Consider the following 26,478-nt stretch of genomic DNA (forward strand, 5'->3'; position numbering starts at 1 on the left):
CGCGTCCCTCAGTCCTCGCGGGGGACGCGGACCACGCCCTCCTGGATGACCGAGACCGCGAGCCGTCCGTCCCGCGTGTAGATGCGGGCCTGGCCGAGGCCGCGCCCGCCGGACGCGGACGGCGACTCCTGGTCGTACAGCAGCCACTCGTCGGCGCGGAACGGGCGGTGGAACCACATCGCGTGGTCCAGGGAGGCCCCGACCACGTCCCCGACCGCCCAGCCGCCGCGCCCGTGCGCGAGGAGGATCGAGTCGAGGAGCGTCATGTCGGAGACGTACGTGGCGAGGACGACGTGCAGCAGGGGTTCGTCGACGGCGCCGTCCAGTTTGCCGTTGGTGCGGAACCAGACCTGGCTGTGCGGTTCGCGGGGCTCGCCGAACCTGCCGTACGGCGGGTCGTCCACGTACCGCAGGTCGATCGCCTCGCGGGCCTCCAGGAAGCGCTCGACGACCCGGGGGTCGAGGTGGTCGTAACCGCGCAGGCGTTCCTGGCCGGTGGGGACCGTCTCCGGGTCGGGGGCGGGCGGCATGGGGGCCTGGTGGTCGAGCCCTTCCTCGTAGGTCTGGAAGGACGCCGACAGCGCGAAGATCGGCCGGCCGTGCTGGACGGCGACGGCGCGGCGGGTGGTGAAGGAGCGGCCGTCGCGGATCCGCTCGACGTTGTAGACGATGGGGGCGCCCGGGTCGCCCATGCGCAGGAAGTACGCGTGCAGGGAGTGGGCGTGCCGGTCGGCGGGGACCGTACGCCCGGCGGCGACCAGTGCCTGCGCCGCCACCTGTCCCCCGAAGACGCGGGGGACGACGGCGGAGCGGGACTGGCCGCGGAAGATGTTCTCCTCGATCTGCTCGAGGTCGAGCAGATCGAGGAGATCCTGAAGTGCCTGGCTCATGGCGTCTAGTTGTACCGGCCAGTAATTGCCGGGACCTTACAGACCCATGTCCTTGGCGATGATCGTCTTCATGATCTCGCTGGTGCCGCCGTAGATCCGGTTGACGCGGTTGTCCGCGTACAGGCGGGCGATCGGGTACTCGTTCATGAAGCCGTAGCCGCCGTGCAGCTGGAGGCAGCGGTCGATGACGCGGTGGGCGACCTCGGTGCAGAACAGCTTGGCGCTGGCGGCCTCGGCCGGGGTCAGCTCGCCGGCGTCGAGGGCCTCCAGGGCGCGGTCGGCGACGGCCTCGGCCGCGTCGACCTCGGCCTGGCAGGCGGCCAGCTCGAACTTGGTGTTCTGGAAGTGGGCGACCGGCTTGCCGAAGACGGTGCGCTCCTGGACGTACTGCTTGGCGAACCGGACGGCGGCCTTGGCCTGCGCGTAGGCGCCGAAGGCGATGCCCCAGCGCTCGGAGGCGAGGTTGTGGCCGAGGTAGTAGAAGCCCTTGTTCTCCTCGCCGAGGAGGTCCTCGACGGGCACCTTGACGTCGACGAACGCCAGCTCGGCGGTGTCGGAGGTGCGCAGGCCCAGCTTGTCCAGCTTGCGGCCGATGGAGTAGCCCTCGGACTTGGTGTCCACGGCGAACAGGGAGATGCCGTGGCGGCGGTCCTCGGCGGTGGGCGCGGCGGTGCGGGCGCAGACGATGACGCGGTCGGCGTGGACACCGCCGGTGATGAAGGTCTTGGAGCCGTTGAGGACGTAGTGCGTGCCGTCCTCGCTCAGCTTGGCCGTGGTCTTCATGCCCGCGAGGTCGGAGCCGGTGCCCGGCTCGGTCATCGCGAGGGCCCACATCTCCTCGGCGGAGACGAACTTCGGCAGGAACCGCTTCTTCTGCTCGTCGGTGGCGAGCATCTTGATGTACGGCAGGCCGAGCAGCACGTGCACGCCGGAGCCGCCGAAGTGGACGCCCGCGCGGGCCGTCTCCTCGTACATCACGGCCTCGAACTTGTACGAGTCGATGCCGGCGCCGCCGTACTCCTCCGGCACGGTGATGCCGAAGAGGCCCAGCTCTGCCAGCTTGTAGTAGAAGTCGCGCGGCGCCTGGCCGGCGGCGAACCACTCGTCGTACACGGGGACGACCTCGGCCTCGATGAAGGCCCGGAGGGTCTCCCGGAACGCCTCGTGATCCTCGTTGAACACCGTACGGCGCACCGCCGCCACCTCCACCTGGCTCAAAGGGTCCATGTCTAAGCGCTTGCTCAGATCATTACCGTACCGGTGGGTAGCGAGAGGCGTCCAGAGGCTCCGGGCGGCAGCGGCCGTAACGCTCGTCACGCCCGGGCGGCCGGACCCTGCGCCCCGGCGGCCTCGAAGGCCCCCCGCGCCATCCGGTGCAGCAGCGCCGCGGTGGCCGCGCGGCCCGGCAGGGAGCCCGGCCGGGCCAGGTGCGGGGTGGAGTTGAGCAGGCCGAAGACCGAGTGGACCGCCGAACGGGCCGCCGGTTCGGTGAGGGAGGGGTAGATCTCCCGGACCACCTCCACCCACAGCTCGACGTACTGCCGCTGGAGCTGGCGGACCAGCTTGCGGTCGCTGTCGCGGAGGCGGTCCAGCTCGCGGTCGTGCAGGGTGATCAGGGGGCGGTCGTCGATCGCGAAGTCGATGTGCCCCTCGATGAGCGAGTCGAGGACCACCTCCGCCGGACCTCCGTCGGCCTCCGCCAGGCGGCGCTTCGCGCCGGTCAGGAGCTGGCCGCTGATCCCCACCAGCAGCTCGGCGAGCATCGCGTCCTTGCCCGGGAAGTGCCGGTACAGGCCCGGGCCGCTGATACCGACCGCGGCTCCTATCTCGTCGACTCCGACGCCGTGGAAACCGCGCTCGGCGAACAGCCGCGCGGCCTCCTTGAGGATCTGCTCGCGGCGGGTGGGGGCGTCGGTTCTGGTGGCCATGACGGCAATTCTAGACAGGGAGGTTAGCGGTCGTTAACCTGTGAGAAATGGTTAACGCTCATTAACAGGCGATCACTGGGTGAGGGGAACCGCAGGATGGAACAGGCACCGGAGCTGACGAGCGCGGCCGATCCCGCGTCGGAGGCCTGGCGGGCCAACGAGGAGGCGCACCGCGCCCTCGTGGAGGAACTGCGCGGCAAGCTGGCCGCCGCCCGGCTGGGAGGCGGGGAGAAGGCGCGGGCGCGGCACACCGCGCGCGGGAAGCTGCTGCCCCGGGACCGGGTGGACGGTCTCCTCGACCCCGGCTCGCCCTTCCTGGAGCTCGCGCCCCTGGCCGCCGACGGGATGTACGAGGGACAGGCGCCGGCCGCCGGGGTCATCGCCGGGATCGGCCGGGTCGCCGGACGTGAGTGCGTGATCGTCGCCAACGACGCCACCGTCAAGGGCGGCACGTACTACCCGATGACGGTGAAGAAGCACCTGCGGGCGCAGGAGGTGGCCCTGGAGAACCGCCTGCCGTGTCTGTACCTGGTCGACTCCGGCGGCGCGTTCCTGCCCATGCAGGACGAGGTGTTCCCGGACCGCGAGCACTTCGGGCGGATCTTCTACAACCAGGCCCGGATGTCCGCGGCCCGCATCCCGCAGATCGCGGCCGTCCTCGGCTCGTGCACGGCCGGCGGGGCGTACGTCCCGGCCATGAGCGACGAGGCCGTCATCGTCCGCAATCAGGGCACGATCTTCCTCGGCGGTCCCCCGCTCGTGAAGGCCGCCACCGGTGAGGTCGTCACCGCGGAGGAGCTGGGCGGCGGGGAGGTGCACTCCCGGATCTCCGGCGTCACCGACCACCTCGCCGAGGACGACGCGCACGCCCTGCGGATCGTGCGGACCATCGCCGCCACGCTCCCCGCGCGCGGGCCCCTCCCCTGGGAGGTCGCACCCGTCGTGGAACCCAAGGTCGACCCCTACGGGCTGTACGGCGCCGTCCCGGTCGACTCCCGTACCCCCTACGACGTACGGGAGATCATCGCGCGCGTGACCGACGGTTCCCGGTTCGCCGAGTTCAAGGCCGAGTTCGGGCAGACCCTGGTCACCGGCTTCGCCCGGATCCACGGTCACCCGGTGGGGATCGTCGCCAACAACGGCATCCTGTTCTCCGAGTCCGCCCAGAAGGGCGCCCACTTCATCGAGCTCTGCGACCAGCGCGGGATCCCGCTGGTGTTCCTGCAGAACATCTCCGGGTTCATGGTGGGCAGGGACTACGAGGCCGGCGGCATCGCCAAGCACGGCGCCAAGATGGTCACCGCCGTCGCCTGTACGCGGGTCCCGAAACTGACCGTCGTCGTCGGCGGGTCGTACGGCGCCGGGAACTACTCCATGTGCGGCCGGGCCTACTCCCCCCGCTTCCTGTGGATGTGGCCGAGCGCCAAGATCTCCGTGATGGGCGGCGAGCAGGCCGCCTCCGTCCTCGCCACGGTCAAGCGCGACCAGCTGGAGGCCCGGGGCGAGGAGTGGCCCGTGGCCGAGGAGGAGGCCTTCAAGGACCCCATCCGGGCGCAGTACGAGCGTCAGGGCAACGCCTACTACGCGACCGCCCGGCTGTGGGACGACGGGGTCATCGACCCGCTGGAGACCCGCCAGGTGCTGGGCCTCGCGCTGACCGCCTGTGCCAACGCGCCGCTGGGTGACCCCCAGTTCGGCGTCTTCCGGATGTGAGGGGCTTGCCGACGATGTTCGACACCGTGCTCGTGGCCAACCGGGGCGAGATCGCCGTCCGCGTCATCCGCACCCTGCGCTCCCTGGGTGTGCGCTCGGCCGCCGTCTTCTCCGACGCCGACGCGGACGCCCGGCACGTCCGGGAGGCCGACACCGCCGTACGGATCGGTCCGGCGCCGGCCGCCGAGAGCTATCTGTCGGTGGAGCGGCTGCTGGAGGCCGCCGCCCGGACCGGCGCCCAGGCCGTCCACCCGGGGTACGGCTTCCTGGCGGAGAACGCCGCCTTCGCGCGCGCGTGCGCCGACGCGGGCCTGGTGTTCATCGGGCCGCCCGCCGACGCCATCGCGCTCATGGGCGACAAGATCCGGGCCAAGGAGACCGTGCGGGCCGCCGGGGTGCCGGTGGTGCCCGGTTCGAGCGGCAGCGGTCTGACGGACGCGCAGCTCGTCGCCGCCGCCCGGGAGATCGGCGTACCCGTGCTGCTGAAACCGTCGGCCGGCGGGGGCGGCAAGGGCATGCGGCTGGTGCGGGACGCGGACCGGCTGGCCGACGAGATCGCCGCCGCCCGCCGCGAGGCCCGCGCCTCGTTCGGCGACGACACGCTCCTGGTCGAGCGGTGGGTCGACCGCCCCCGGCACATCGAGATCCAGGTCCTGGCCGACGGCCACGGCAACGTCGTCCATCTGGGCGAGCGCGAGTGCTCCCTGCAGCGCCGGCACCAGAAGGTGGTCGAGGAGGCGCCGAGCGTGCTGCTCGACGAGGAGACGCGCGCGGCCATGGGCGAGGCGGCCGTGCAGGCGGCGCGCTCCTGCGGGTACCGGGGCGCGGGCACCGTGGAGTTCATCGTCCCGGGCGGGGATCCCTCGTCGTACTACTTCATGGAGATGAACACCCGGCTGCAGGTGGAGCACCCGGTCACCGAACTCGTCACCGGGCTCGACCTGGTGGAGTGGCAGCTGCGGGTGGCGGCGGGCGAGGCCCTGTCCTTCGGGCAGCGGGACGTGCGCCTCACCGGGCACGCGGTCGAGGCGCGCATCTGCGCGGAGGACCCCTCGCGCGGCTTCCTGCCGTCCGGCGGGACCGTCGTCGCCCTGCGCGAGCCGCAGGGCGACGGCGTGCGCACCGACTCCGGGCTCAGCGAGGGCACCGAGGTCGGCAGCCTGTACGACCCGATGCTGTCCAAGGTGATCGCGTACGGGCCGGACCGCGCGACGGCGCTCAGGAAACTGCGGGCCGCCCTCGCCGGGACGGTCACGCTGGGCGTGCCGACCAACGCCGGGTTCCTGCGGCGGCTCCTCGCCCATCCGGCGGTCGTGGCGGGCGAGCTGGACACGGGGCTGGTCGAGCGGGAGGTGGACACGCTCGTCGTGGACGACGTGCCCGCGGAGGTCTACGCGGCGGCGGCTCTGCTGCGCCACGCCCTGCTCGGGCCCGCCGAAGGCCCGGGCTGGACCGACCCGTTCGCGGCCCGCGACGGCTGGCGCCTGGGCGGCGAGCGGGCGTGGACCCCTCACCACCTCCGGGTGCCGGGCCACGAACCGGTCACCGTACGCGTGCGGCGCACACCGGACGGCGCGACGGAGCTGCTGCTGCCCGGGGCGGAGCAGCCCCTCCGCGGGGCCGGGGGTCCGCCGCCGCGGCCCGGTGCCGGGGACCTGTTCACCTTCCGGCTCGACGGTGTCCGCCACACCTTCGCCGCCCTTCCGGACGGCACCTGGCTCGGCCGGGACGGCGACGCGTGGCACGTCCGCGACCACGACCCGGTGGCCGCCTCCCTGACCGGCGCCGCGCACTCCGGCGCCGACTCGCTCACCGCGCCCATGCCCGGGACGGTGACGGTCGTGAAGGTCGCCGTCGGCGACGAGGTGACGGCCGGTCAGAGCCTGCTGGTGGTGGAGGCGATGAAGATGGAGCACGTCATCTCCGCCCCGCACGCCGGCACGGTCGCCGAGCTGGACGTGACACCGGGGACGACGGTCGCCATGGACCAGGTGCTGGCCGTCATCACCCCGGCCGAGACATCGACGGAGGCATCCACGAAGGCTTCGGCGGAGGCTTCGGCGGAGGAGGTCCGGTGACACTTCCCATGGTCGTACCGGCCCCGGACCTGCCCGACCGGGTCAGGATCCACGAGGTGGGCCCGCGCGACGGACTGCAGAACGAGAAGACGGCCGTGCCGACCGGGGTCAAGGCGGAGTTCGTGCGCCGCCTGGCCGCCGCGGGCCTCACCACCGTCGAGGCCACCAGCTTCGTGCACCCGAAGTGGGTGCCCCAGCTCGCCGACGCGGAGCAGTTGTTCCCGCTGGTGAGCGATCTGGACGTGGCGCTGCCGGTCCTGGTGCCGAACGAGCGCGGGCTGGACCGGGCACTGGCGCTGGGAGCGCGGCGCGTCGCCGTCTTCGCGAGCGCCACCGAGTCCTTCGCCAAGGCCAACCTCAACCGCACGGTCGACGAGGCGCTGGCGATGTTCGAGCCGGTGGTGTCCCGGGCGAAGGCGGAGGGCGCGCACGTGCGCGGATACCTCTCCATGTGCTTCGGCGACCCGTGGGAGGGCGCGGTCCCCCTCCCCCAGGTCGTCCGGGTCTGCCGCGCCCTGCTCGACCTGGGCTGCGACGAGCTGAGCCTGGGCGACACCATCGGCGTCGCGACGCCGGGTCACGTCCTGGAGCTTCTCGCCGCGCTGAACGAACAGCGGGTGCCCACCTCCGTCCTGGGCGTGCACTTCCACGACACCTACGGACAGGCGCTCGCCAACACCCTGGCCGCGCTCCAGCACGGTGTCACCACCGTCGACGCCTCCGCGGGCGGCCTCGGCGGCTGCCCGTACGCGAAGTCCGCCACCGGAAACCTCGCCACCGAAGACCTCGTGTGGATGCTGCAGGGCCTCGGCATCGACACCGGGGTCGACCTCGGCCGTCTCGTCGCCACGAGCGAGTGGATGGCCGGCCAACTGGGCCGACCCAGCCCCTCCCGCACCGTCCGAGCCCTGTCCCACAAGGAGCAGTGACCCGACATGGACCACCGTCTCTCCCCCGAGCTGGAAGAACTCCGCCGTACGGTCGCGGAGTTCGCCCACGACGTCGTCGCGCCGAAGATCGGCGACTTCTACGAGCGGCACGAGTTCCCGTACGAGATCGTCCGCGAGATGGGCCGCATGGGCCTGTTCGGACTGCCGTTCCCGGAGGAGTACGGCGGCATGGGCGGCGACTACCTGGCGCTGGGCATCGCCCTGGAGGAGCTCGCGCGCGTCGACTCGTCCGTGGCGATCACCCTGGAGGCCGGCGTCTCGCTGGGCGCCATGCCGATCCATCTGTTCGGTACCGAGGCGCAGAAGCGGGAGTGGCTGCCCCGGCTGTGCTCCGGCGAGGTCCTGGGCGCGTTCGGTCTGACCGAGCCCGACGGCGGGTCGGACGCGGGGGCGACGCGCACGACGGCCCGCCTCGACCCGGACACCGGCGAATGGGTGATCAACGGCACCAAGTGCTTCATCACCAACTCGGGCACGGACATCACGGGCCTGGTGACGGTCACGGCGGTCACCGGCCGCAAGCCGGACGGCAGACCGCTGATCTCCGCGATCATCGTCCCGTCCGGCACGCCGGGCTTCACGGTCGCGCAGCCCTACTCGAAGGTCGGCTGGAACGCCTCGGACACCCGGGAACTGTCCTTCACCGACGTGCGGGTGCCGGCGGCGAACCTGCTGGGCGAGGAGGGGCGCGGGTACGCGCAGTTCCTGCGGATCCTCGACGAGGGCCGGATCGCGATCGCCGCGCTGGCGACCGGGCTGGCGCAGGGGTGCGTGGACGAGTCGGTGAAGTACGCGCGGGAGCGGCATGCCTTCGGGCGCCCGATCGGCGCCAACCAGGCCATCCAGTTCAAGATCGCCGACATGGAGATGAAGGCCCACACGGCCCGGCTGGCCTGGCGTGACGCCGCCTCCCGGCTGGTGGCGGGCGAGCCCTTCAAGAAGGAGGCGGCTCTGGCCAAGCTGTACTCGTCCACGATCGCCGTCGACAACGCCCGCGACGCCACCCAGGTGCACGGCGGCTACGGCTTCATGAACGAGTATCCGGTGGCCCGTATGTGGCGCGACTCCAAGATCCTGGAGATCGGCGAGGGCACGAGCGAGGTCCAGCGGATGCTGATCGCCCGGGAGCTGGGCCTGGCCGGCTGACCCCGGAGCGAGTGGCGATTCACCCCGTCAACCTGCCTGCACGTCAGGCAGGTTGACGGCGCGGGTGCGGTCATGGACAGCGCACGGGTGCAGGATCACAGCGCACCGCCCCCTGGACAAGATCTGAGGTTAGGCTAACCTATCTTCGAATTGTCCGGCGGTGATCCGCACGTTCGAAAGCAGCCACTCTCATGCCCAACGCCAGCGCCAACCACCTCTCCCGCCGCGGCGTTCTCGCCGCCGGTGGCGCCCTCGGCCTCGGTGCCGTGCTCGCCGCCTGCGGGGACGACGACGCGAAAAGCAGTGGCTCGGAGTCGTCGGCGAACACCTCCGCCAAGTCCGGCCCCTGGACCTTCAAGGACGACCGCGGCACCACCGTGAAGCTGGACGAGATCCCGGCGAACATCGTCGCGTTCACCGGCGTCGGCGCCGCCCTGTACGACTACGGCATCCAGGTCAAGGGCGTCTTCGGCCCGACCAGGACCACCGACGGCAAGGCCGACGTCCAGGCCGGCGACATGGAGGTCTCCAAGGTCGAGGTCCTGGGCAACGTCTGGGACGAGTTCAACGTCGAGAAGTACGCGGCCCTCGCGCCCGACGTCCTCATCTCCACGATGTTCGACGACGCCGGCACCCTCTGGTACGTCCCCGAGGCGTCCAAGGACAAGATCGCCAAGCTCGCCCCGAGCGTCGGCATATCCGTCTACGACCGTCAGCTCACCGCCCCGCTGGAGCGCCTGTGGGAGCTGGCCGAGTCCCTCGGCGCGGACATGACCGCGGCCAAGGTCACCGACGCGAAGAAGCGGTTCGAGGCCGCCGCGACCCGGCTGCGCGCCGCCGCCAAGGCCAAGCCCGACATCAAGGTCATGGCGGGTTCCGCCAGCGCCGAGCTGTTCTACGTCTCCGGCAGCAACCTCTCCATCGACCTGGAGTACTTCAAGGCCCTCGGCGTGAACTTCGTCGAGCCGCCGGAGAGCGCGAAGAAGGAGGGTGGCGGCTGGTACGAGTCGCTGTCCTGGGAGAACGTCGACAAGTACGCGGCGGACATCATCATGATGGACGACCGGTCCTCGGCGCTGCAGCCTTCGGCCATCACCGAGGCGACGTGGAAGAAGCTGCCCGCGGTGAAGGCGGGACAGGTCATCGCCCGGTCGCCGGAGCCGATCCTTTCGTACGACAAGTGTGTGCCGCTGCTCGAGACCCTTGCCGAGGCTCTCGAGAAGGCGAAGAAGGTCAGCTGAAACAGGGTGACCCGGGGCGCGGGTGAGCCGCGGGCCGTCAGCGGCCGGTCGCGCCCAGCGGCGGGGCCGCACGCCGATGCGGCCCCGCGCCCCTGAAGAGCCCTGCCCCGCCCCGTCTTTCAGGAGCGCCCCATGACCACGGCCGTCGCCGCCCCGTTCCGCTTCTTCTCCCTTCAGGTCACGCGGACGAGGCGGCTCGGCCCGTCCCTGGTCCGGGTGAGCTTCACCGGGGAGGACCTGCGTCACTTCTCCTCCGACGGACGGGACCAGTCGCTCTCCCTCTTCCTGCCGCGTCCGGGGCAGGAAGAGCCCGCCGTCCCCTTCGAACTCGGATGGGGGTCCCCCCGCTCGAGCGAAGCCGAGAGTGGGGGAGGGTGGTGGCAGGGCTGGCGTGAACTGCCCGATGACGTACGGGCCGTGATGCGGTCGTACACGCTCCGCGCGCTGCGGCGCGATCCCGACGAGATCGACATCGACTTCGTGCTGCACACGCCCGCCGGGCCCGCCTCCGCGTGGGCCGCCCGGGCCGCCGCCGGGGACCGGGTGGTCCTGCTGGGCCCCGCGATCGCCGACAACCGGGCCATCCGCTTCCGGCCGCCCGAGGACACCGGTCCGGTGCTGCTGTGGGGCGACGAGACCGCGCTCCCCGCGATCTCCTCGATCCTGGAGTCCCTGCCGTCCGGGCAGCGGGTGCGCGCCTGGATCGAGGTGGGCGACCCCGGGAACGTCCAGGACCTGATGACCCTGGCGGACGCCGAGATCACCTGGGTGGACGCCGGACGCTCCCTCGATGCCGTCCGGGCCGCCCGCCTCCCGTCGTCCGCGCAGCCGTACGCCTGGATCGCGGGCGAGTCGGGATCCGTGAGGACGCTGCGCCGTCACTTCGTGCACGAGCGCGGGATCGACCGGCGGCGGGTCACCTTCGCGGTTACTGGCGCCGTGGGTTGACGGAGGAACAGCTTCGCGAGTGCGGGTGAGCGACGTGACCCCGGTCACGGCGGGGGCGGAGTTTCACCAGGGTTAAATTAGGTTAGGCTTACCTAAGTTGAAACCGAGGCTCCGCCCCTGAGTCCGTCCCGGACCCGTCCCCACCCCCGGAGGGCCCCCCATGCGCTCGCACCTGCTCAATGACACGACCGCGGAGCGGTACCGCCGCTCCGTGACCGAAGGAGTCGAGCGGGTGGCCGCCAAACTCGCCGCCACCGACCGTCCGTTCACCGGCGTCACGGTCGACGCCCTCGCGCCCCGCATCGACGGGATCGACCTGGACCGGCCCCTGCACGACACCACCGCGGTGCTCGACGAGCTGGAGGAGGTCTACCTCCGCGACGCGGTCTACTTCCACCACCCCCGCTACCTCGCCCACCTCAACTGCCCGGTGGTCATCCCGGCCGTCCTCGGCGAGGCCGTCCTGTCCGCCGTCAACTCCTCCCTGGACACCTGGGACCAGTCGGCCGGCGGCACCCTCATCGAGCGGAAACTGATCGACTGGACGGCCGAGCGCATCGGCCTCGGCCCGGCCGCCGACGGCGTGTTCACCTCCGGCGGCACCCAGTCCAACCTCCAGGCCCTGCTGCTGGCCCGCGAGGAGGCGAAGAGCGACGCACCGGCGAAACTGCGCATCCTCGCCTCCGAGGTGAGCCACTTCAGCGTGCGGAAGTCCGCGAAACTGCTCGGTCTGGGCCAGGACTCCGTGGTCTCCGTCCCCGTCGACCACGACAAGCGGATGCAGACGGTCGCCCTCGCCCATGAGCTGGAGCGCTGCGCGAAGGACGGCCTCGTCCCCATGGCCGTCGTCGCCACCGCCGGCACCACCGACTTCGGCTCCATCGACCCGCTGCCCGAGATCGCCGAGCTGTGCGCCCAGTACGACACCTGGATGCACGTCGACGCGGCCTACGGCTGCGGACTGCTCGCCTCCCTCAAGTACCGGGACCGGATCGACGGCATCGAGCGCGCCGACTCCGTCACCGTCGACTACCACAAGTCCTTCTTCCAGCCGGTGAGTTCGTCCGCCGTGCTGGTCAGGGACGCGGCCACGCTGCGCCACGCGACCTACCACGCCGAATACCTCAACCCGCGCCGCATGGTGCGGGAACGCATCCCCAACCAGGTGGACAAGTCCCTGCAGACCACGCGCCGGTTCGACGCGCTCAAACTGTGGATGACCCTGCGCACGATGGGCGCCGACGGCATCGGGCAGCTCTTCGACGAGGTCTGCGACCTGGCCGTCGAGGGCTGGGACCTGCTGGCCGCCGACCCCCGCTTCGACGTCGTCGTGCAGCCCTCCCTCTCCACCCTCGTCTTCCGCTACGTCCCGGGGGCCGTCACCGACCCGGCCGAGATCGACCGCGCCAACCTGTACGCCCGCAAAGCCCTGTTCGCCTCCGGCGACGCCGTGGTCGCGGGCACCAAGGTGGGCGGCCGCCACTACCTGAAGTTCACCCTGCTCAATCCCGAGACCACCGCGGCCGACATCGCCGCCGTCCTCGATCTGATCGCCGGCCACGCCGAGCAGTACCTGGGAGAGTCCCTTGACCGCGCTTCCTGACACCACGGCAAAGACCCACGACTTCGTGGGCATCGGGCTCGGCCCCTTCAACCTCGGCCTCGCCTGCCTCACCGAGCCGATCGACGCGCTCGACGGCGTCTTCCTGGAGTCCAAGCCCGACTTCGAGTGGCACGCCGGCATGTTCCTCGACGGCGCCCACCTGCAGACCCCGTTCATGTCGGACCTGGTCACCCTGGCCGACCCGACCTCGCCGTACTCCTTCCTCAACTACCTGAAGGAGAAGGGGCGGCTGTACTCGTTCTACATCCGCGAGAACTTCTACCCCCTGCGCGTCGAGTACGACGACTACTGCCGCTGGGCGGCCGGCAAGCTCAGCAGCGTCCGCTTCTCGACGACCGTCGCCGAGGTGACGTACGAGGACGAGCTCTACGCCGTGCGGACCACGGACGGGGACGTGTACCGCGCCCGTCACCTCGTCCTCGGCACCGGCACGGTCCCCTTCGTCCCCGAGCCCTGCCGCGGACTGGACGGCGGCCTCTTCCACACCGCGCAGTACATGCGGCGCAAGGCGGAACTGCAGACGAAGAAGTCCATCACCGTCGTCGGCAGCGGCCAGAGCGCCGCGGAGATCTACCACGAGCTGCTCGCCGAGATCGACGTCCACGGCTACCAGCTCAACTGGGTCACCCGCTCCCCGCGGTTCTTCCCGCTGGAGTACACCAAGCTGACCCTGGAGATGACCTCCCCGGACTACATCGACTACTTCCGCGCGCTGCCGGAAGAGACCCGCTACCGGCTGGAGAAGCAGCAGAAGGGCCTGTTCAAGGGCATCAACTCGGACCTCATCGACGCGATCTTCGACCTGCTCTACCAGAAGAACGTGGAGAGCGGCGACCGGCCCGTGCCGACCCGGCTGCTCACCAACTCCACCCTGCACAGCGCCCGGTACGACGACGGCGCGTACACGCTCGGCCTCCGCCAGGACGAGCAGGGCAAGGACTACGAGATCGTCACCGAGGGCCTGGTGCTGGCCACCGGCTACCACTACGAACCGCCGGCCTTCCTCGAACCGGTCCGCGACCGCATACGCTTCGACGGCCACGGCCGCTTCGACGTCGCCCGCAACTACTCCATCGACGTCACGGGCCACGGCATCTTCCTGCAGAACGCCGGCGTGCACACGCACAGCATCACGTCCCCCGACCTCGGCATGGGCCCGTACCGCAACAGCTGCATCATCCGCGAGCTGCTCGGCGGCGAGCACTACCCGGTCGAGAAGACCATCGCGTTCCAGGAGTTCTCGGTATGACCTTCACCTTCCGCCCCCTCGACCCCCTCAAGGACGCCGAGCTGCTGCACGGCTGGGTGACGCATCCCAAGGCGGCCTTCTGGATGATGCAGGACGCCGGACTGGAGGACGTCGAGCGCGCGTACATGGAGATCGCGGCCGACGAGTACCACCACGCGCTGCTCGGGCTGCGGGACGGCGTCCCCGCCTTCCTGATGGAGAAGTACGACCCCGCCCACCGCGAGCTGGTCGGCCTGTACGAGCCGCGGCCGGGCGACATCGGCATGCACTTCCTCACGCCGCCCACCGACAGGCCCGTCCACGGCTTCACCCGGTCCGTCATCACCGCCGTGATGACGCACCTCTTCGAGGACCCGGCGGTCCACCGCGTCGTCGTCGAGCCGGACGTGTCCAACAAGGCCGTCCACGCCCTCAACGAAGCCGTCGGTTTCGTGCCCGAGCGCGAGATCCGGAAGCCGGAGAAGAAGGCCCTGCTGAGCTTCTGCACCCGGGAACAGTTCCTCGCCGCGACGGGGGTGCACGCATGACCCTCGCCGGCTCCGTGGCCCATCTCTCCCCCGAACGCTGGGAGAAGGCCAACCGCCTGCTGGTCCGCAAGGCCCTCGCCGAGTTCGCCCACGAGCGGCTCCTCACCCCCGAGTGGCGGGACGGGCGCTACGTCGTCCGCAGCGACGACGGTCTGACGTACTACCGCTTCACCGCCGTACGCCGCGCCCTCGACCACTGGCAGGTGGACGCCGACTCGATCATCCGCACCCGCGACGGCGCCGAACTCCCGCTCGCCGCGCTGGACTTCTTCATCGAGCTCCGGCAGGCCCTCGGGCTGAGCGACGAGATCCTGCCGGTCTACCTGGAGGAGATCTCCTCCACCCTCTCCGGCACCTGCTACAAGCTCGCCAAACCGCGGATCACCTCGGCGGAGCTGGTGCGGAGCGGGTTCCAGGCCATCGAGACCGGCATGACCGAGGGCCACCCCTGCTTCGTCGCCAACAACGGGCGGCTCGGTTTCGGCGTCCACGAGTACCTGTCCTACGCCCCCGAGACGGCGAGCCCGGTCCGGCTGGTGTGGCTGGCCGCCCACCGCTCGCGCGCCGCGTTCACGGCGGGCGTCGGGATCGAGTACGAGACCTTCGTACGGCAGGAGCTGGGCGAGGAGACCGTCGCACGCTTCGACGGGATCCTGCGCGAGCAGAACCTCGACCCGGCCGACTACCTCCTCGTCCCCGTCCACCCCTGGCAGTGGTGGAACAAACTCACCGTCACCTTCGCGGCCGAGGTAGCGCGGAAGAACCTGGTGTGCCTGGGCGAGGGCGACGACGAGTACCTGGCCCAGCAGTCCATCCGGACCTTCTTCAACCGGACCCACCCGGAGAAGCACTACGTCAAGACCGCCCTGTCCGTCCTCAACATGGGCTTCATGCGCGGCCTCTCGGCGGCGTACATGGAGGCCACGCCCGCGATCAACGACTGGCTGGCCCAGCTCATCGACAACGACCCGGTGCTGAAGTCGACCGGCCTGTCGATCATCCGGGAGCGGGCGGCCGTGGGCTACCGGCACCTGGAGTACGAGGCGGCGACGGACCGCCACTCGCCGTACCGCAAGATGCTCGCCGCGCTGTGGCGGGAGAGCCCGGTGCCGGCGCTCCAGGACGGCGAGTCGCTCGCGACCATGGCGTCCCTGATCCATGTGGACCACGAGGGCAAGTCCGTGGCGGGCGCGCTGATCGAGCAGTCGGGCCTGGCCCCGGTGGAGTGGCTGCGCCACTACCTCCAGGCGTACTACACGCCCCTGCTCCACAGCTTCTACGCCTACGACCTGGTCTTCATGCCGCACGGCGAGAACACCATCCTCGTGCTGCGGGACGGGGTCGTGCAGCGGGCGGTCTACAAGGACATCGCCGAGGAGATCGCGGTGATGGACCCGGACGCCGTGCTGCCGCCGGAGGTGCGGCGCATCCGGGTGGAGGTGCCCGAGGACAAGAAGCTGCTGTCCCTCTTCACGGACGTCTTCGACTGCTTCTTCCGCTTCCTCGCCGCCGGCCTGGCCGACGAGGGGATCCTGGCGGAGGACGACTTCTGGCGCACGGTCGCCGAGGTCACCCGCGCCTACCAGGACGCGAACCCCGAACTCGCCGACAGGTTCCGCCAGTACGACATGTTCGCCCCCGAGTTCGCCCTGTCCTGCCTCAACCGGCTCCAGCTGCGCAACAACCGGCAGATGGTGGACCTGGCGGACCCCTCGGGCGCCCTCCAGCTGATCGGCACCCTGAAGAATCCCGTCGCAGGGTTCTGATCAAGACGCACGGGCTCCCCGAGTACGGTCCTCGGGGAGCCCGTCGTCGGCTCCGGCGTCCGCGGGCCGGGCCCGGGTCCCGCCGGGGCCGGAACGGCCCGGTGCCAGAATCTCCCCATGGCGGAAATCCTTCAGAAGGACGGTACGTGGGTCTTCGACGGCGACGCGCTGCGGCTGACCCCGGGGCGGGACAAGGGAGTCGGGCTGCTGCGCCGGGAACTCGGTGAAGTGGTCGTCCCGCTGGGGGCGTTGGCGGGAATCTCGTTCGAGCAGGGGAAGCGGAGCGGGCGGCTGAGGCTGCGGCTGCGGGACGGCGCCGATCCGCTGCTGCACGCGACCGGGGGCCGGCTGACCGAGCCGCACGACCCGTACCAGCTGATCGTCGAGTCCGACCGGTACGGCGTCGCCGAGTACTTCGTGGACGAGGTCCGCGACGCCCTCACCCTGGACCAGGTGCCGGCCGGTCCGGTGGACGCGTACCTGCTGCCCGGACCGTCCGTGCCGCTGTCCTGCTCCGCCGGGGACGGCACCGCGAGCTTCGACGGCGACCAGGTGCGCCTGGAGTGGAACTGGAAGACGGAGGACGCCAAGGCCTCCGCCGGGGCCCGCACGATCAGCGTCGAGGACATCGTGGGCGTCGAGTGGCATCCGGCCGCCGGCCTGGAGAACGGCCATCTGCGGTTCCGGGTGCGCCACGCGCCCACCAAGGCCCCGCCGAAGTACGACCCCAACGCCGTCGAGCTGTGGGGCTTCAAGAAGGACCCGCTGATGGCGCTGGTCGCGGCGGCGGTGCAGGCCCGGCTGCCGCATCCGGCGGCCGCCCCCGAGGACTCCGTACGGCCCGCTCCGCGGCCCTCCGGGCCCGAGCCGGACGTCCCGGCGGCCGGCCCCGACCACGACGCGCTGCTGCGCCGGCTGCGCGAGCTCGGCGAACTGCACCGGGCCGGGGTCCTGACGGACGACGAGTTCACGATGGCCAAACAGGCGGTCCTCAGGCGCATGTGACGCGGGCGAGGACCGCCTGCCGGGCGCGCCGCCCGGGGCTATTTCGCCCTGCGGGCCACCGTGAAGTGGTCGATCCGCTCCCCGGTCTCGGCGATGCCCTGGACCTTCAGGGTGGTGAAGCGGCCCTTCGGCGCGGGGGTGACGTCCACCCGCAGGAAGGAGTAGTCCAGGTAGCGCACGCGCGACCAGGTGACGGTCTCGTTCTGCCTGCCGCCCTCGACGTTGACGAAGGAGGCCACGGAGTCGGCCTCGTGCTCGTGGCCCTCGTAGGAGTCCGGGGCGGTGAAGGCGTACAGGCTGCGGCCCGCCGCGCCCGCCGTCACGTACACCACGCCCTCGGTCTCGGGGTAGGCGGTGCCGCCGATCGGGAGCTTCTTGGTGACCGCGCCGCCCTTGATGACGTCCGTGCGCTCGTACTGGTGGTTGTGGCCGTTGATGACGAGGTCCACCTGGTACTTGTCGAACAGCGGCACCCACTCCTGGCGCACACCCCCCTCCGAGGCGTGCGCGGTGGAGGTGCAGTACGCGCAGTGGTGGAAGAACACGACGACGAAGTCGATGTCCTCGTCGGCCCGGAACTTCTTCAGCTGCGCCTCGAACCACGTGGTCTGGGTGCCGCCGGAGATGCCGAGGTTGGCCGGGATCTCGAAGGAGACGTCGTTGGGGTCCAGCGAGACGACCGCCGTGTTGCCGTAGACGAAGGAGTAGACGCCCGGGAGGTTCTTCCTGTCGGGGCCGTTGTCGGGGAGGCTCCAGCGGGCTTCCTCGCCGCCGTAGCCGTTGGGCGAGTACCAGGCCTCCATGTCGTGGTTGCCGTACGACACCATCCACGGGACGGACTTGGCGACGGACTCGGTCTGGGCGAGGAACTGGTCCCAGGTGCGCGCGTCGAAGCCCGTGTCGGAGGTCTTGCCCTGGCCGGCCGGGTCGCCGTAGGCGATGTCGCCGGCGTGCAGGTGGAAGGCCGGGTTCTGGCCGAGGATCAGGCTGTCGTTGGCCAGCGCGTGGTAGCTGACGCCCTGGTCGCCGAAGGCGGTGAAGGTGAACGGCGCCTTGTGCGTGGGGGCGGTGGTGAAGGTGCCCAGGGTGCCCAGCAGGTGCGGCTCGGCCGGGTCGAAGCCGGCGTGACCGACACCGTAGTAGTACGTCCTGCCGGGCCGCAGGCGGGTGAGCTTGGCGTGCAGGTAGTACTGGGTGTGGTCGCCGGACGCGCCGACCCCGGCCGGGGTGTACAGGGTGCGCACCTCGGCCTCGATCCTGCGGGAGAGGTCCCACGGGTGGGCACCGATGCGCAGGAAGGGTTTCCGCACCGCGACCGGGACCTGCCAGGAGACGGTGACCTCGGTGCGCGGGTCGTTGCCCCAGGCCAGGTGCCGGCCGAAGGGGGCGACCAGGGAGCCGTCGACCGGCTCGGTGCGGGTGAGGGGCTGCGTGGGTGTGGCGGCCCGGGCCGTGGCGCCGGTCACGAAGGCGCCACCGGTGACGGCGCCGAGAGTGACCGCGCCGCCCCTGATCATCGTGCGCCGGGAGAACCGTGCGCGCAGGTACTCGTGCTGCTCGGCCATGCTCATGCGCCCGGCGAGCTGCTCGGGTACGCCCATGCGAGGAGTGTCCATGACGCCTGAAACTCGTCGCCCCGGGCGACGGTTCGCCGGACGCCACATGGACGGTTCACGAACGGGCGCTCATAACACATTCAAGGTTCGGCCAAGGCCTCTTAACAGGCTCCTGCCCGAATTCGGGCAGGTTCCTTGCGAAACCCGCTCGCGTACCTCAGGATCTACCGGGTGCACGACGAACTTGTTGATCACCTGACGCGGTCCACGCCCCTCCAGCGGGGCGAGGCGCTGCGGGTGATCCAGGACGTGCTCGCCTATTTCGACGAGACGACCGAGGATTACGTCCGTCGCCGCCACCGCGAGCTCCAGGCCCAGGGCCTGGTGAACGCGGAGATCTTCGAACGGATCGGGGCGGACCTGCAATACCGGGCGGTCGCGCCGCCGGAGCTCTCGCTGAGGCAGCTGCGGCGCATCGTCTACGGGTGATCGAAAGCTTGGGGATACCTATACATGTGCGGAATCGTCGGATACATCGGCAGGCGTGACGTGGCCCCGCTGCTGCTGGAAGGCCTGCAGCGGCTGGAGTACCGCGGCTACGACTCGGCGGGCATCGTCGTGACCTCCCCGAAGACCGCCGGTCTGAAGATGGTCAAGGCCAAGGGCCGGGTCCGTGACCTGGAGGCCAAGGTCCCGGCGCGCTTCAAGGGCACCACCGGCATCGCCCACACCCGCTGGGCCACCCACGGCGCCCCCTCCGACGTGAACGCCCACCCGCACATGTCGGCCGACAACAAGGTCGCCGTCGTCCACAACGGCATCATCGACAACGCCGCCGACCTGCGCCGCAAGCTGGAGGCGGACGGCGTCGAGTTCCTCTCCGAGACGGACACCGAGGTGCTCACCCACCTCGTCGCCCGCTCCCAGGCGGAGACCCTGGAGGAGAAGGTCCGCCAGGCCCTCCGGCTGGTCGAGGGCACGTACGGCGTCGCCGTCATGCACGCCGACTTCTCGGACCGTATCGTCGTCGCCCGCAACGGCTCCCCGGTCGTCCTCGGCATCGGCGAGAAGGAGATGTTCGTCGCCTCGGACATCGCCGCCCTGGTCGCCCACACCCGCCAGGTCGTCACCCTGGACGACGGCGAGATGGCCACCCTGAAGGCGGACGACTTCCGGACGTACACCACGGAGGGCACCCGTACGACGGCCGAGCCGACCACGGTGGAGTGGGAGGCCGCGTCGTACGACATGGGCGGCCACGACACCTACATGCACAAGGAGATCCACGAGCAGGCCGACGCCGTGGACCGCGTGCTGCGCGGCCGCATCGACGACCGCTTCTCCACCGTGCACCTCGGCGGCCTCAACCTGGACGCCCGCGAGGCCCGCCAGATCCGCCGCGTGAAGATCCTCGGCTGCGGCACCTCGTACCACGCCGGCATGATCGGCGCCCAGATGATCGAGGAGCTCGCCCGCATCCCGGCCGACGCCGAGCCCGCGTCCGAGTTCCGCTACCGCAACGCGGTCGTCGACCCCGACACCCTCTACATCGCCGTCTCCCAGTCCGGTGAGACGTACGACGTCCTCGCCGCCGTCCAGGAGCTGAAGCGCAAGGGCGCGCGCGTCCTCGGTGTGGTGAACGTCGTAGGCTCGGCGATCGCCCGCGAGGCCGACGGCGGCATCTACGTGCACGCCGGCCCCGAGGTGTGCGTGGTCTCCACCAAGTGCTTCACCAACACCACGGTGGCCTTCGCCCTCCTCGCCCTGCACCTCGGCCGCACCCGTGACCTCTCGGTCCGCGACGGCAAGCGGATCATCGAGGGGCTGCGCAAGCTGCCCGGCCAGATCGCGGAGATCCTCTCCTACGAGGACGAGATCAAGAAGCTGGCCGCGGAGTTCGCCGAGGCCCGCTCGATGCTCTTCATCGGCCGCGTCCGGGGCTACCCGGTCGCCCGTGAGGCCTCCCTGAAGCTCAAGGAGGTCTCCTACATCCACGCCGAGGCCTACCCGGCCTCCGAGCTGAAGCACGGACCGCTGGCCCTGATCGAGCCCGCCCTGCCGACCGTCGCGATCGTCCCGGACGACGACCTGCTGGAGAAGAACCGCGCGGCCCTGGAGGAGATCAAGGCCCGCAGCGGCAGGATCCTCGCCGTGGCCCACGAGTGCCAGGAGAAGGCCGACCAGACGATCGTCGTCCCCAAGAACGAGGACGAGCTCGACCCGATCCTGATGGGCATCCCGCTCCAGCTGCTGGCGTACTACACGGCGAAGGCCCTCGGCCGGGACATCGACAAGCCGAGGAACCTGGCGAAGTCGGTCACGGTCGAGTAGTCACGACCGTCCGGACGACCGTCGGTTCTGCGGGGCCTCGGTTCTGTCCGGACGGGGAACGGACCCCGCGTGCCGCCTCCGGTCACGGGGTCCGTCCAGGTCGCCGGGGAGGCCCTGCTCCCCGGCGTCGGCTGCCCGTTCAGCCGGTGGCCGTCACACCCCGGCCGGCAGCCCGCCGTGGAAGCGCCGTGGGCCAGTGGGCCATCGCCGCTGTCGCCGCGTACCACGCCACCGCGCCCGCGACGACCGCGAACCAGCCGCCGGCCCGGGTGAGCGAGTCGCTGTCGGCGAACCGCGCGACGGCCATCAGGACGAGCGCGACCAGGAACAACCCGTAGGTGCCCCGGGTGAGTTGGTCCCCGCCCGCCGCGGTCAGGGAGAGCGCCACGAGGGCGAACAGGAGCAGGAAGAGTCCGGCGGCGTTGTCGGAGACCTGTGCGCCGGCGGAGACGGCCCAGGTGAACCACAGGGCGCCGAGGACGGTGAAGGCCGTACCGTCGGCCGTGTCGCGGTCCCGGAGGGCCAGCAGGCCGACGACGAACAGCGCGACGCCGCCGACGTAGTGGGCGACGGACACGGCGTCCGCCGCCGTCACGCCGTCGATCAGGTCGGTGTACCCGAGGCCGAACGCCAACAGGGTGATGCCCAGGGCGAGTCGGCCGACGATCGTGGTGGTGCTTCCCGCGGAGACGTCATTGTCCACGGCGGGCTCCCTTCATGCGGTGGTGCGATGCACGGTGACCGATATATGCCCTTCACAAAGGCACAAACACCTCCGCATGTGAACGGATTCATGCGCCGCACAAGGGAGTTGACGGGAGGGAGACAGGAGAGCCGCGTGGGACGCGAGAGCCGGCGGACCGCTCCGCCGAACCGGACGAGCTCCAGGGGATCAGGACGAGCTCTGCGGGACCAGGACGGGATTCTGGCGACAGGACCTAGGGGATCACGATGACGGGCCGCTTCGCCCGCTTGGCGAGCCGCCCCGCGACCGAACCGAAGATCCGGCCCACGATGCCGTGCGTCGAGCCGACGACGATCGCGTCGGCCTCGTACTCCCGCCCCACCTCTTCGAGTTCGTGGCAGATGTCGCCGCCGCGCTCGACCAGGATCCAGGGCACCTCGGCGAGGTAGTCCGCGCAGGCCAGCTCCAGCCCGAGCACCTCGGTGCGGTGGTCCGGCACGTCGACGAAGACCGGCGGCTCGCAGCCCGCCCACACGGTCGTGGGCAGCCGGTTGGCGACATGGACGATGATCAGGCCCGCACGGGAGCGGTGGGCCACGCCGATCGCGTACGCGAGGGCGCGCTCACTGGAGGTCGAGCCGTCGAAGCCGACGACGACGCCGTGCTTGAAGGCGGGATCGCAGGTGGGGCGTGCCTCTTCCGCCGCCAGGGGCTCGGCCGCCGTGGGGTCGGCGACGGGCCGCTTGCGGTCCGCGGGTTCGAAGAATTCGTGACCGGCCATGGCTGTCTCGGCGTATCGATCCTTATACGGGAGGGACGACAGTCCTTGTCGTGGGTGCCTGCTTACGGGTGGGACGGCAGTGAGCGGCGGAGCTGTGTCCGGGAATCATCTTCCCAACCCCATACCCCCAAGGGTACGGCGGCACGCCTCCTACGCCCAGTTCCCCGCGCACCCTCGGTGGGGGTTCCAGGGAGCATGCACGAGCAGGCGCCCGTAACGCAATGGTTGCTGCCCCGTACAGGCGGTTTGCACGGGATTCCCTCGCCGTCGGCGGCGGGACGGGAGTGACCGACCGCCCGCAGCGGCGTTGAGCACGTGTACGCCGACCCAGGGAGGAGCCCGCCCCATGCCCTCGTCCCGCACGCCCTCCCCCTCCCGCCCCGGCGACGAGCGCACCACCGACCTGATCCGCTGGGCGGCCTTCTCCTGCGTCCTCGTCCCGGTGGTCCTCCTCTGGTACGGCACCTCCCTGGCCGGCGCCGCCGGCACCGCCCTCGGCCTCGCCGCCGTCACGGCCGTCTGCCGGCTGCTCCTGCGCCAGTCCGAGCGGGGCGCGGCCCGGTCGCTGCCCGGGAATCACCCACCGCCCGCGCACCACCGGGGGCGCCATCAGCGCACCGGAACGGGGGCGCACCGTGGCGGTCGTCACTCCGGTGGAAACTCACCGGTCGGTTGACCGGTTTTCACGCACCAGGACGTTGCTTTTCAGCCAACTTCCGCTTCCTGCGCATCTCTTGCCGTAACCACCCCCCACCCCCCGTGCCACCTGCGCGGATAAGCCCTCGGGAGCCTTGCGCACCCTACGGGGATTGGCCACTACGACGAGGCGCACTTCCCTGCACGCTCCACGAGTGCAACGCTTCGTGATCGAATGCTTCACGCCAAGTTGCCAAGTCGACAATCTGCCGGGTGCTGAACTGGCCACGCCGGCATCACGCGACACAGTAGATTCGATCTTGACTGTCTACGGCGGGGGACTCGTGCAGGACCGAGGGGAAACGTGCAGGAGCGACACAACCGAGGAGCCGCGACCACCGAGGGGGGCTTAGCAGGATGAGCCACGACTCCACTGCCGCGCCGGAAGCCGCGGCCCGGAAGCTTTCCGGGCGACGCCGCAAGGAGATCGTCGCGGTGCTGCTGTTCAGCGGCGGCCCCATCTTCGAGAGTTCCATTCCGCTGTCGGTGTTCGGGATTGACCGCCAGGACGCCGGCGTGCCGCGCTATCGCTTGCTGGTGTGCGGCGGCGAAGAAGGCCCGCTGCGGACCACAGGGGGCCTGGAACTCACCGCGCCGCATGGCCTGGAAGCGATCTCGCGGGCGGGCACGGTCGTCGTGCCGGCCTGGCGTTCGATCACTTCTCCGCCACCGGAGGAAGCGCTCGACGCGCTGCGCCGGGCGCACGAAGAGGGCGCACGCATCGTGGGCCTGTGCACCGGCGCGTTCGTGCTGGCGGCAGCAGGCCTGCTGGACGGCCGCCCGGCCACCACCCACTGGATGTACGCACCGACGCTGGCCAAGCGCTACCCGTCGGTGCACGTGGATCCACGAGAACTCTTCGTGGACGACGGCGACGTGCTGACGTCGGCGGGCACGGCGGCCGGAATCGATCTCTGTCTTCACATCGTGCGGACGGACCACGGCAACGAGGCGGCCGGGGCGCTGGCCCGCCGCCTGGTGGTCCCCCCGCGCCGGTCGGGCGGCCAGGAGCGCTACCTCGACCGGTCTTTACCGGAGGAGATCGGCGCCGACCCGCTCGCCGAGGTCGTCGCCTGGGCGCTGGAACACCTCCACGAGCAGTTCGACGTGGAGACGCTCGCGGCGCGCGCCTACATGAGCCGGCGCACCTTCGACCGCCGCTTCCGCTCACTGACCGGAAGCGCGCCGCTGCAGTGGCTGATCACCCAGCGGGTGCTGCAGGCGCAGCGTCTGCTGGAGACGTCGGACTACTCGGTGGACGAGGTCGCGGGCCGCTGCGGGTTCCGCTCGCCGGTGGCACTGCGCGGGCACTTCCGCCGGCAGCTGGGCTCGTCCCCGGCCGCCTACCGGGCGGCGTACCGGGCGCGCAGGCCGCAGGGCGAACGTCCGCTGGAGGCCGAACCGTCGGCGCCGGTGCCGACGGGCCCGCCCCCGGCACTGCATCCGGACGGGCCGGGTCCGGTGCCTCCGCAGATCAGGCGCACGGCGGCGACGTCCGGCGCGATGGGATCACCGGGGGGCCTCTCGGCGGACCACGCGCGTGAGGCCTACGCGACCTCCCGCGCGAGCCTGCCGGGCCAGCGCAGCGGCATGTGAACCAGGGCGGCCGGGTCGATCCACACCCCGGCCGCCCTGCCCCGTCCCCACATAAGAGGCTCCGGCCCCTGAGGCCCTGCCCCCCAGCGGGGCCCGCCCAGGAACCCCGCCTAGCCTCCACCCCCGAGCCCCGGGCCACACACCCCGGCGAGACATCACCCCGCGCCCCACGATGGACTCCACCATCAACCCCGCCGATCTCGGCCCCCGAGCCCCCGCCGGCAGAGGCTCCGGCCGCGAACCCCGGCAGAGGCTCCGGCCGCGAACCCTGGCGAGACTTCGCCCCGCGCCCCACGATGGACTCCACCATCAACCCCGCCGATCTCGGCCCCCGAGCCCCCCAGCCGAGGCTCCGGCCGCCAACCCCGGCGAGACTCCACCCCGCGCCCCACGGCCGGCCCCACCCCCATGAACCCCACCGGGCCTCCGCCCCGAGACCCCAGCCGAGGCTCCGGCCACGCACCCCGGCGAGGCTCCACCCCGCGCCCCACGGCCAGCCCCACCCCCATGAACCCCACAGGGCCTCCGCCCCGGAGCCCCCAGCCGAGGCTCCGGCCACGCACCCCGGCGAGACTCCACCCCGCGCCCCACGGCCAACCCCACCCCCATGAACCCACCGTGCCTCCGCCCCGGAGCCCCCAGCCGAGGCTCCGGGCCCATGAACTCCGGCCTGGCCGCGCCCTCGCGCCCCCGCACCCGCGGGGCCGCGTTCGCGCGCCCCGGCGAGGGCCGCGCCTTCGACCCCGCCTCGGCCGGGAGCGGGGCGGCGCCTTCGAGCGGCGGAGGGGGCGGAGGGGGTGACCCTTCTCGCAAGCGAGTCGGGGGGTGGGTGGGCGGAGGACGGGGGGCGGGGGGCGGAGCCCCGCCGGGGGGCGCCTGCGTCGACGCGGGGCGCCACAAAGGGGGACGTCAGCTTTAGGGTGGTCGCATGAACGATCGCATGGTGTGGATCGACTGCGAGATGACCGGCCTCTCGCTGTCCGACGACGCGCTCATCGAGGTTGCCGCCCTCGTCACCGACTCCGAGCTGAACATCCTCGGCGAGGGGGTCGACATCGTCATCCGGCCGCCGGCCAAGGCGCTGGAGACGATGCCGGAGGTGGTGCGCCAGATGCACACCACGTCCGGCCTGCTGGACGAGCTGGCCGGCGGCACGACGCTCGCGGAGGCCGAGGAGCAGGTGCTGGCGTACGTACGGGAGCACGTGAAGGAGCCCGGCAAGGCTCCTCTCTGCGGGAACTCCGTCGGCACCGACCGCGGCTTCCTCGTCCGCGACATGCCGACCCTGGAGAACTACCTCCACTACCGCATCGTCGACGTCTCCTCGATCAAGGAGCTGGCCCGGCGCTGGTACCCGCGCGCCTACTTCAACAGCCCCGAGAAGAACGGCAACCACCGCGCCCTCGCCGACATCCGCGAGTCGATCGCGGAACTGCGCTACTACCGCGAGGCCGTCTTCGTCCCGCAGCCCGGCCCCGACTCGGACACCGCGAAGACGATCGCCGCCAAGCACGTCCTGCCCGCCACGTAGCCGCCCCGGAAACGGCCCTCGGGCCGCCCCCGGGAAAGCCGTGCGCGAGCACCCCTTCGGACCCTGTACACTTTTTCTCGGCCGGTCGGGGAAACGACACAAAGTCAACCGCCGGTCGTGGTGGGTGTAGCTCAGCTGGTAGAGCACCTGGTTGTGGTCCAGGATGTCGCGGGTTCGAGTCCCGTCACTCACCCTGAGTCATCAGCCGGTGACTTCCCGCGAGGGAGGTCACCGGCT

Annotated in this window: 21 protein-coding genes, 1 tRNA gene and 1 pseudogene; 17 read left to right on the forward strand and 6 right to left on the reverse strand. The window is 71.0% G+C overall.

The window, feature by feature from the left end; genetic code table 11:
• Positions 1–8 precede the first annotated feature (8 nt).
• From ACFY2L_RS05910 to ACFY2L_RS05920, 3 genes are all read right to left on the reverse strand, one after another.
• Positions 9–890 (reverse strand): acyl-CoA thioesterase, encoded by an 882-nt coding sequence (locus ACFY2L_RS05910; RefSeq protein ID WP_390660077.1) that lies wholly within the window; start codon positions 888–890, stop codon positions 9–11.
• 36 nt (positions 891–926) lie between these two features.
• Positions 927–2,084, reverse strand: a complete 1,158-nt coding sequence (locus ACFY2L_RS05915; RefSeq protein ID WP_390660276.1) for an acyl-CoA dehydrogenase family protein — start codon at positions 2,082–2,084, stop codon at positions 927–929.
• Positions 2,085–2,203: 119 nt separating this feature from the next.
• Positions 2,204–2,818 carry a TetR/AcrR family transcriptional regulator gene (locus ACFY2L_RS05920; RefSeq protein WP_390660078.1) on the reverse strand — a complete coding sequence of 205 codons (615 nt, stop codon included), beginning with the start codon at positions 2,816–2,818 and terminating at the stop codon, positions 2,204–2,206.
• 96 nt (positions 2,819–2,914) lie between these two features.
• On the opposite strand from ACFY2L_RS05920, the gene ACFY2L_RS05925 reads away from it, so the two are divergent.
• The 11 genes and pseudogenes from ACFY2L_RS05925 (at position 2,915) to ACFY2L_RS05975 (ending at position 17,065) form a co-directional block, all read left to right on the forward strand.
• Positions 2,915–4,531 carry a carboxyl transferase domain-containing protein gene (locus tag ACFY2L_RS05925; protein ID WP_390660079.1) on the forward strand — a complete coding sequence of 539 codons (1,617 nt, stop codon included), beginning with the start codon at positions 2,915–2,917 and terminating at the stop codon, positions 4,529–4,531.
• A 14-nt stretch (positions 4,532–4,545) separates the two neighbouring features.
• The gene (locus ACFY2L_RS05930; protein WP_390660080.1) at positions 4,546–6,609 is read left to right on the forward strand and encodes an acetyl/propionyl/methylcrotonyl-CoA carboxylase subunit alpha; all 2,064 of its coding nucleotides are present in this window, start codon (positions 4,546–4,548) and stop codon (positions 6,607–6,609) included.
• 8 nt (positions 6,610–6,617) lie between these two features.
• Positions 6,618–7,538 (forward strand): hydroxymethylglutaryl-CoA lyase, encoded by a 921-nt coding sequence (locus ACFY2L_RS05935; RefSeq protein WP_390660277.1) that lies wholly within the window; start codon positions 6,618–6,620, stop codon positions 7,536–7,538.
• Positions 7,539–7,544: 6 nt separating this feature from the next.
• Positions 7,545–8,705, forward strand: a complete 1,161-nt coding sequence (locus ACFY2L_RS05940; protein ID WP_390660081.1) for an acyl-CoA dehydrogenase family protein — start codon at positions 7,545–7,547, stop codon at positions 8,703–8,705.
• A 191-nt stretch (positions 8,706–8,896) separates the two neighbouring features.
• Positions 8,897–9,946: an ABC transporter substrate-binding protein gene (locus ACFY2L_RS05945; protein WP_390821589.1), complete on the forward strand. Its 1,050-nt coding sequence runs from the start codon at positions 8,897–8,899 to the stop codon at positions 9,944–9,946.
• A gap of 132 nt (positions 9,947–10,078) precedes the next feature.
• Positions 10,079–10,923: pseudogene (locus ACFY2L_RS05950) on the forward strand (siderophore-interacting protein).
• A gap of 131 nt (positions 10,924–11,054) precedes the next feature.
• Positions 11,055–12,497 (forward strand): lysine decarboxylase DesA, encoded by a 1,443-nt coding sequence (desA, locus tag ACFY2L_RS05955; RefSeq protein ID WP_390821590.1) that lies wholly within the window; start codon positions 11,055–11,057, stop codon positions 12,495–12,497.
• Positions 12,481–13,767 (forward strand): lysine N(6)-hydroxylase/L-ornithine N(5)-oxygenase family protein, encoded by a 1,287-nt coding sequence (locus ACFY2L_RS05960; protein ID WP_390660085.1) that lies wholly within the window; start codon positions 12,481–12,483, stop codon positions 13,765–13,767. Before desA ends, ACFY2L_RS05960 begins: the two co-directional genes overlap by 17 nt.
• Positions 13,764–14,294 (forward strand): GNAT family N-acetyltransferase, encoded by a 531-nt coding sequence (locus ACFY2L_RS05965; protein WP_390821591.1) that lies wholly within the window; start codon positions 13,764–13,766, stop codon positions 14,292–14,294. Before ACFY2L_RS05960 ends, ACFY2L_RS05965 begins: the two co-directional genes overlap by 4 nt.
• Positions 14,291–16,060 (forward strand): IucA/IucC family protein, encoded by a 1,770-nt coding sequence (locus tag ACFY2L_RS05970; protein ID WP_390821592.1) that lies wholly within the window; start codon positions 14,291–14,293, stop codon positions 16,058–16,060. Before ACFY2L_RS05965 ends, ACFY2L_RS05970 begins: the two co-directional genes overlap by 4 nt.
• Positions 16,061–16,177: 117 nt before the next feature.
• Entirely contained in the window at positions 16,178–17,065 is an 888-nt protein-coding gene (locus ACFY2L_RS05975; protein WP_390821593.1) for a DUF4429 domain-containing protein, read from the forward strand.
• 38 nt (positions 17,066–17,103) lie between these two features.
• Here the strand turns inward: ACFY2L_RS05975 and ACFY2L_RS05980 are convergent, their stop codons facing one another.
• The gene (locus tag ACFY2L_RS05980; protein ID WP_390660089.1) at positions 17,104–18,666 is read right to left on the reverse strand and encodes a fibronectin type III domain-containing protein; all 1,563 of its coding nucleotides are present in this window, start codon (positions 18,664–18,666) and stop codon (positions 17,104–17,106) included.
• A 186-nt stretch (positions 18,667–18,852) separates the two neighbouring features.
• Here ACFY2L_RS05980 and ACFY2L_RS05985 point away from each other — a divergent pair, with 186 nt between their 5' ends.
• Together ACFY2L_RS05985 and glmS are read left to right on the forward strand one after the other, a co-directional pair.
• Entirely contained in the window at positions 18,853–19,110 is a 258-nt protein-coding gene (locus ACFY2L_RS05985; RefSeq protein WP_390660278.1) for a hypothetical protein, read from the forward strand.
• Positions 19,111–19,134: 24 nt separating this feature from the next.
• Complete coding sequence (glmS, locus tag ACFY2L_RS05990) at positions 19,135–20,952, forward strand: glutamine--fructose-6-phosphate transaminase (isomerizing) (RefSeq protein WP_390660090.1); 1,818 nt, start codon at positions 19,135–19,137, stop codon at positions 20,950–20,952.
• A 139-nt stretch (positions 20,953–21,091) separates the two neighbouring features.
• On the opposite strand, the gene ACFY2L_RS05995 is transcribed toward glmS, so the two are convergent.
• Both ACFY2L_RS05995 and ACFY2L_RS06000 read right to left on the reverse strand, forming a co-directional pair.
• Complete coding sequence (locus ACFY2L_RS05995; protein WP_390660091.1) at positions 21,092–21,655, reverse strand: GPR1/FUN34/YaaH family transporter; 564 nt, start codon at positions 21,653–21,655, stop codon at positions 21,092–21,094.
• Between the two features lie 235 nt (positions 21,656–21,890).
• Positions 21,891–22,418: a universal stress protein gene (locus ACFY2L_RS06000; RefSeq protein WP_390660092.1), complete on the reverse strand. Its 528-nt coding sequence runs from the start codon at positions 22,416–22,418 to the stop codon at positions 21,891–21,893.
• 346 nt (positions 22,419–22,764) lie between these two features.
• Here ACFY2L_RS06000 and ACFY2L_RS06005 point away from each other — a divergent pair, with 346 nt between their 5' ends.
• The 4 genes from ACFY2L_RS06005 to ACFY2L_RS06020 all read left to right on the forward strand — a co-directional run bounded on the left by ACFY2L_RS06005 (position 22,765) and on the right by ACFY2L_RS06020 (position 26,434).
• Entirely contained in the window at positions 22,765–23,094 is a 330-nt protein-coding gene (locus ACFY2L_RS06005) for a hypothetical protein (RefSeq protein ID WP_390821594.1), read from the forward strand.
• Positions 23,095–23,471: 377 nt separating this feature from the next.
• Entirely contained in the window at positions 23,472–24,710 is a 1,239-nt protein-coding gene (locus tag ACFY2L_RS06010; protein WP_390660094.1) for a helix-turn-helix domain-containing protein, read from the forward strand.
• Positions 24,711–25,638: 928 nt separating this feature from the next.
• On the forward strand, positions 25,639–26,241 hold the full coding sequence (gene orn, locus ACFY2L_RS06015; RefSeq protein ID WP_390660095.1) for an oligoribonuclease: 603 nt from the start codon (positions 25,639–25,641) through the stop codon (positions 26,239–26,241).
• Positions 26,242–26,361: 120 nt separating this feature from the next.
• A tRNA-His gene (locus tag ACFY2L_RS06020) sits at positions 26,362–26,434 on the forward strand.
• Positions 26,435–26,478 lie beyond the last annotated feature (44 nt).

It is taken from the genome of Streptomyces sp. NPDC001381 (assembly GCF_042895685.1).
GTDB lineage: Bacteria > Actinomycetota > Actinomycetes > Streptomycetales > Streptomycetaceae > Streptomyces.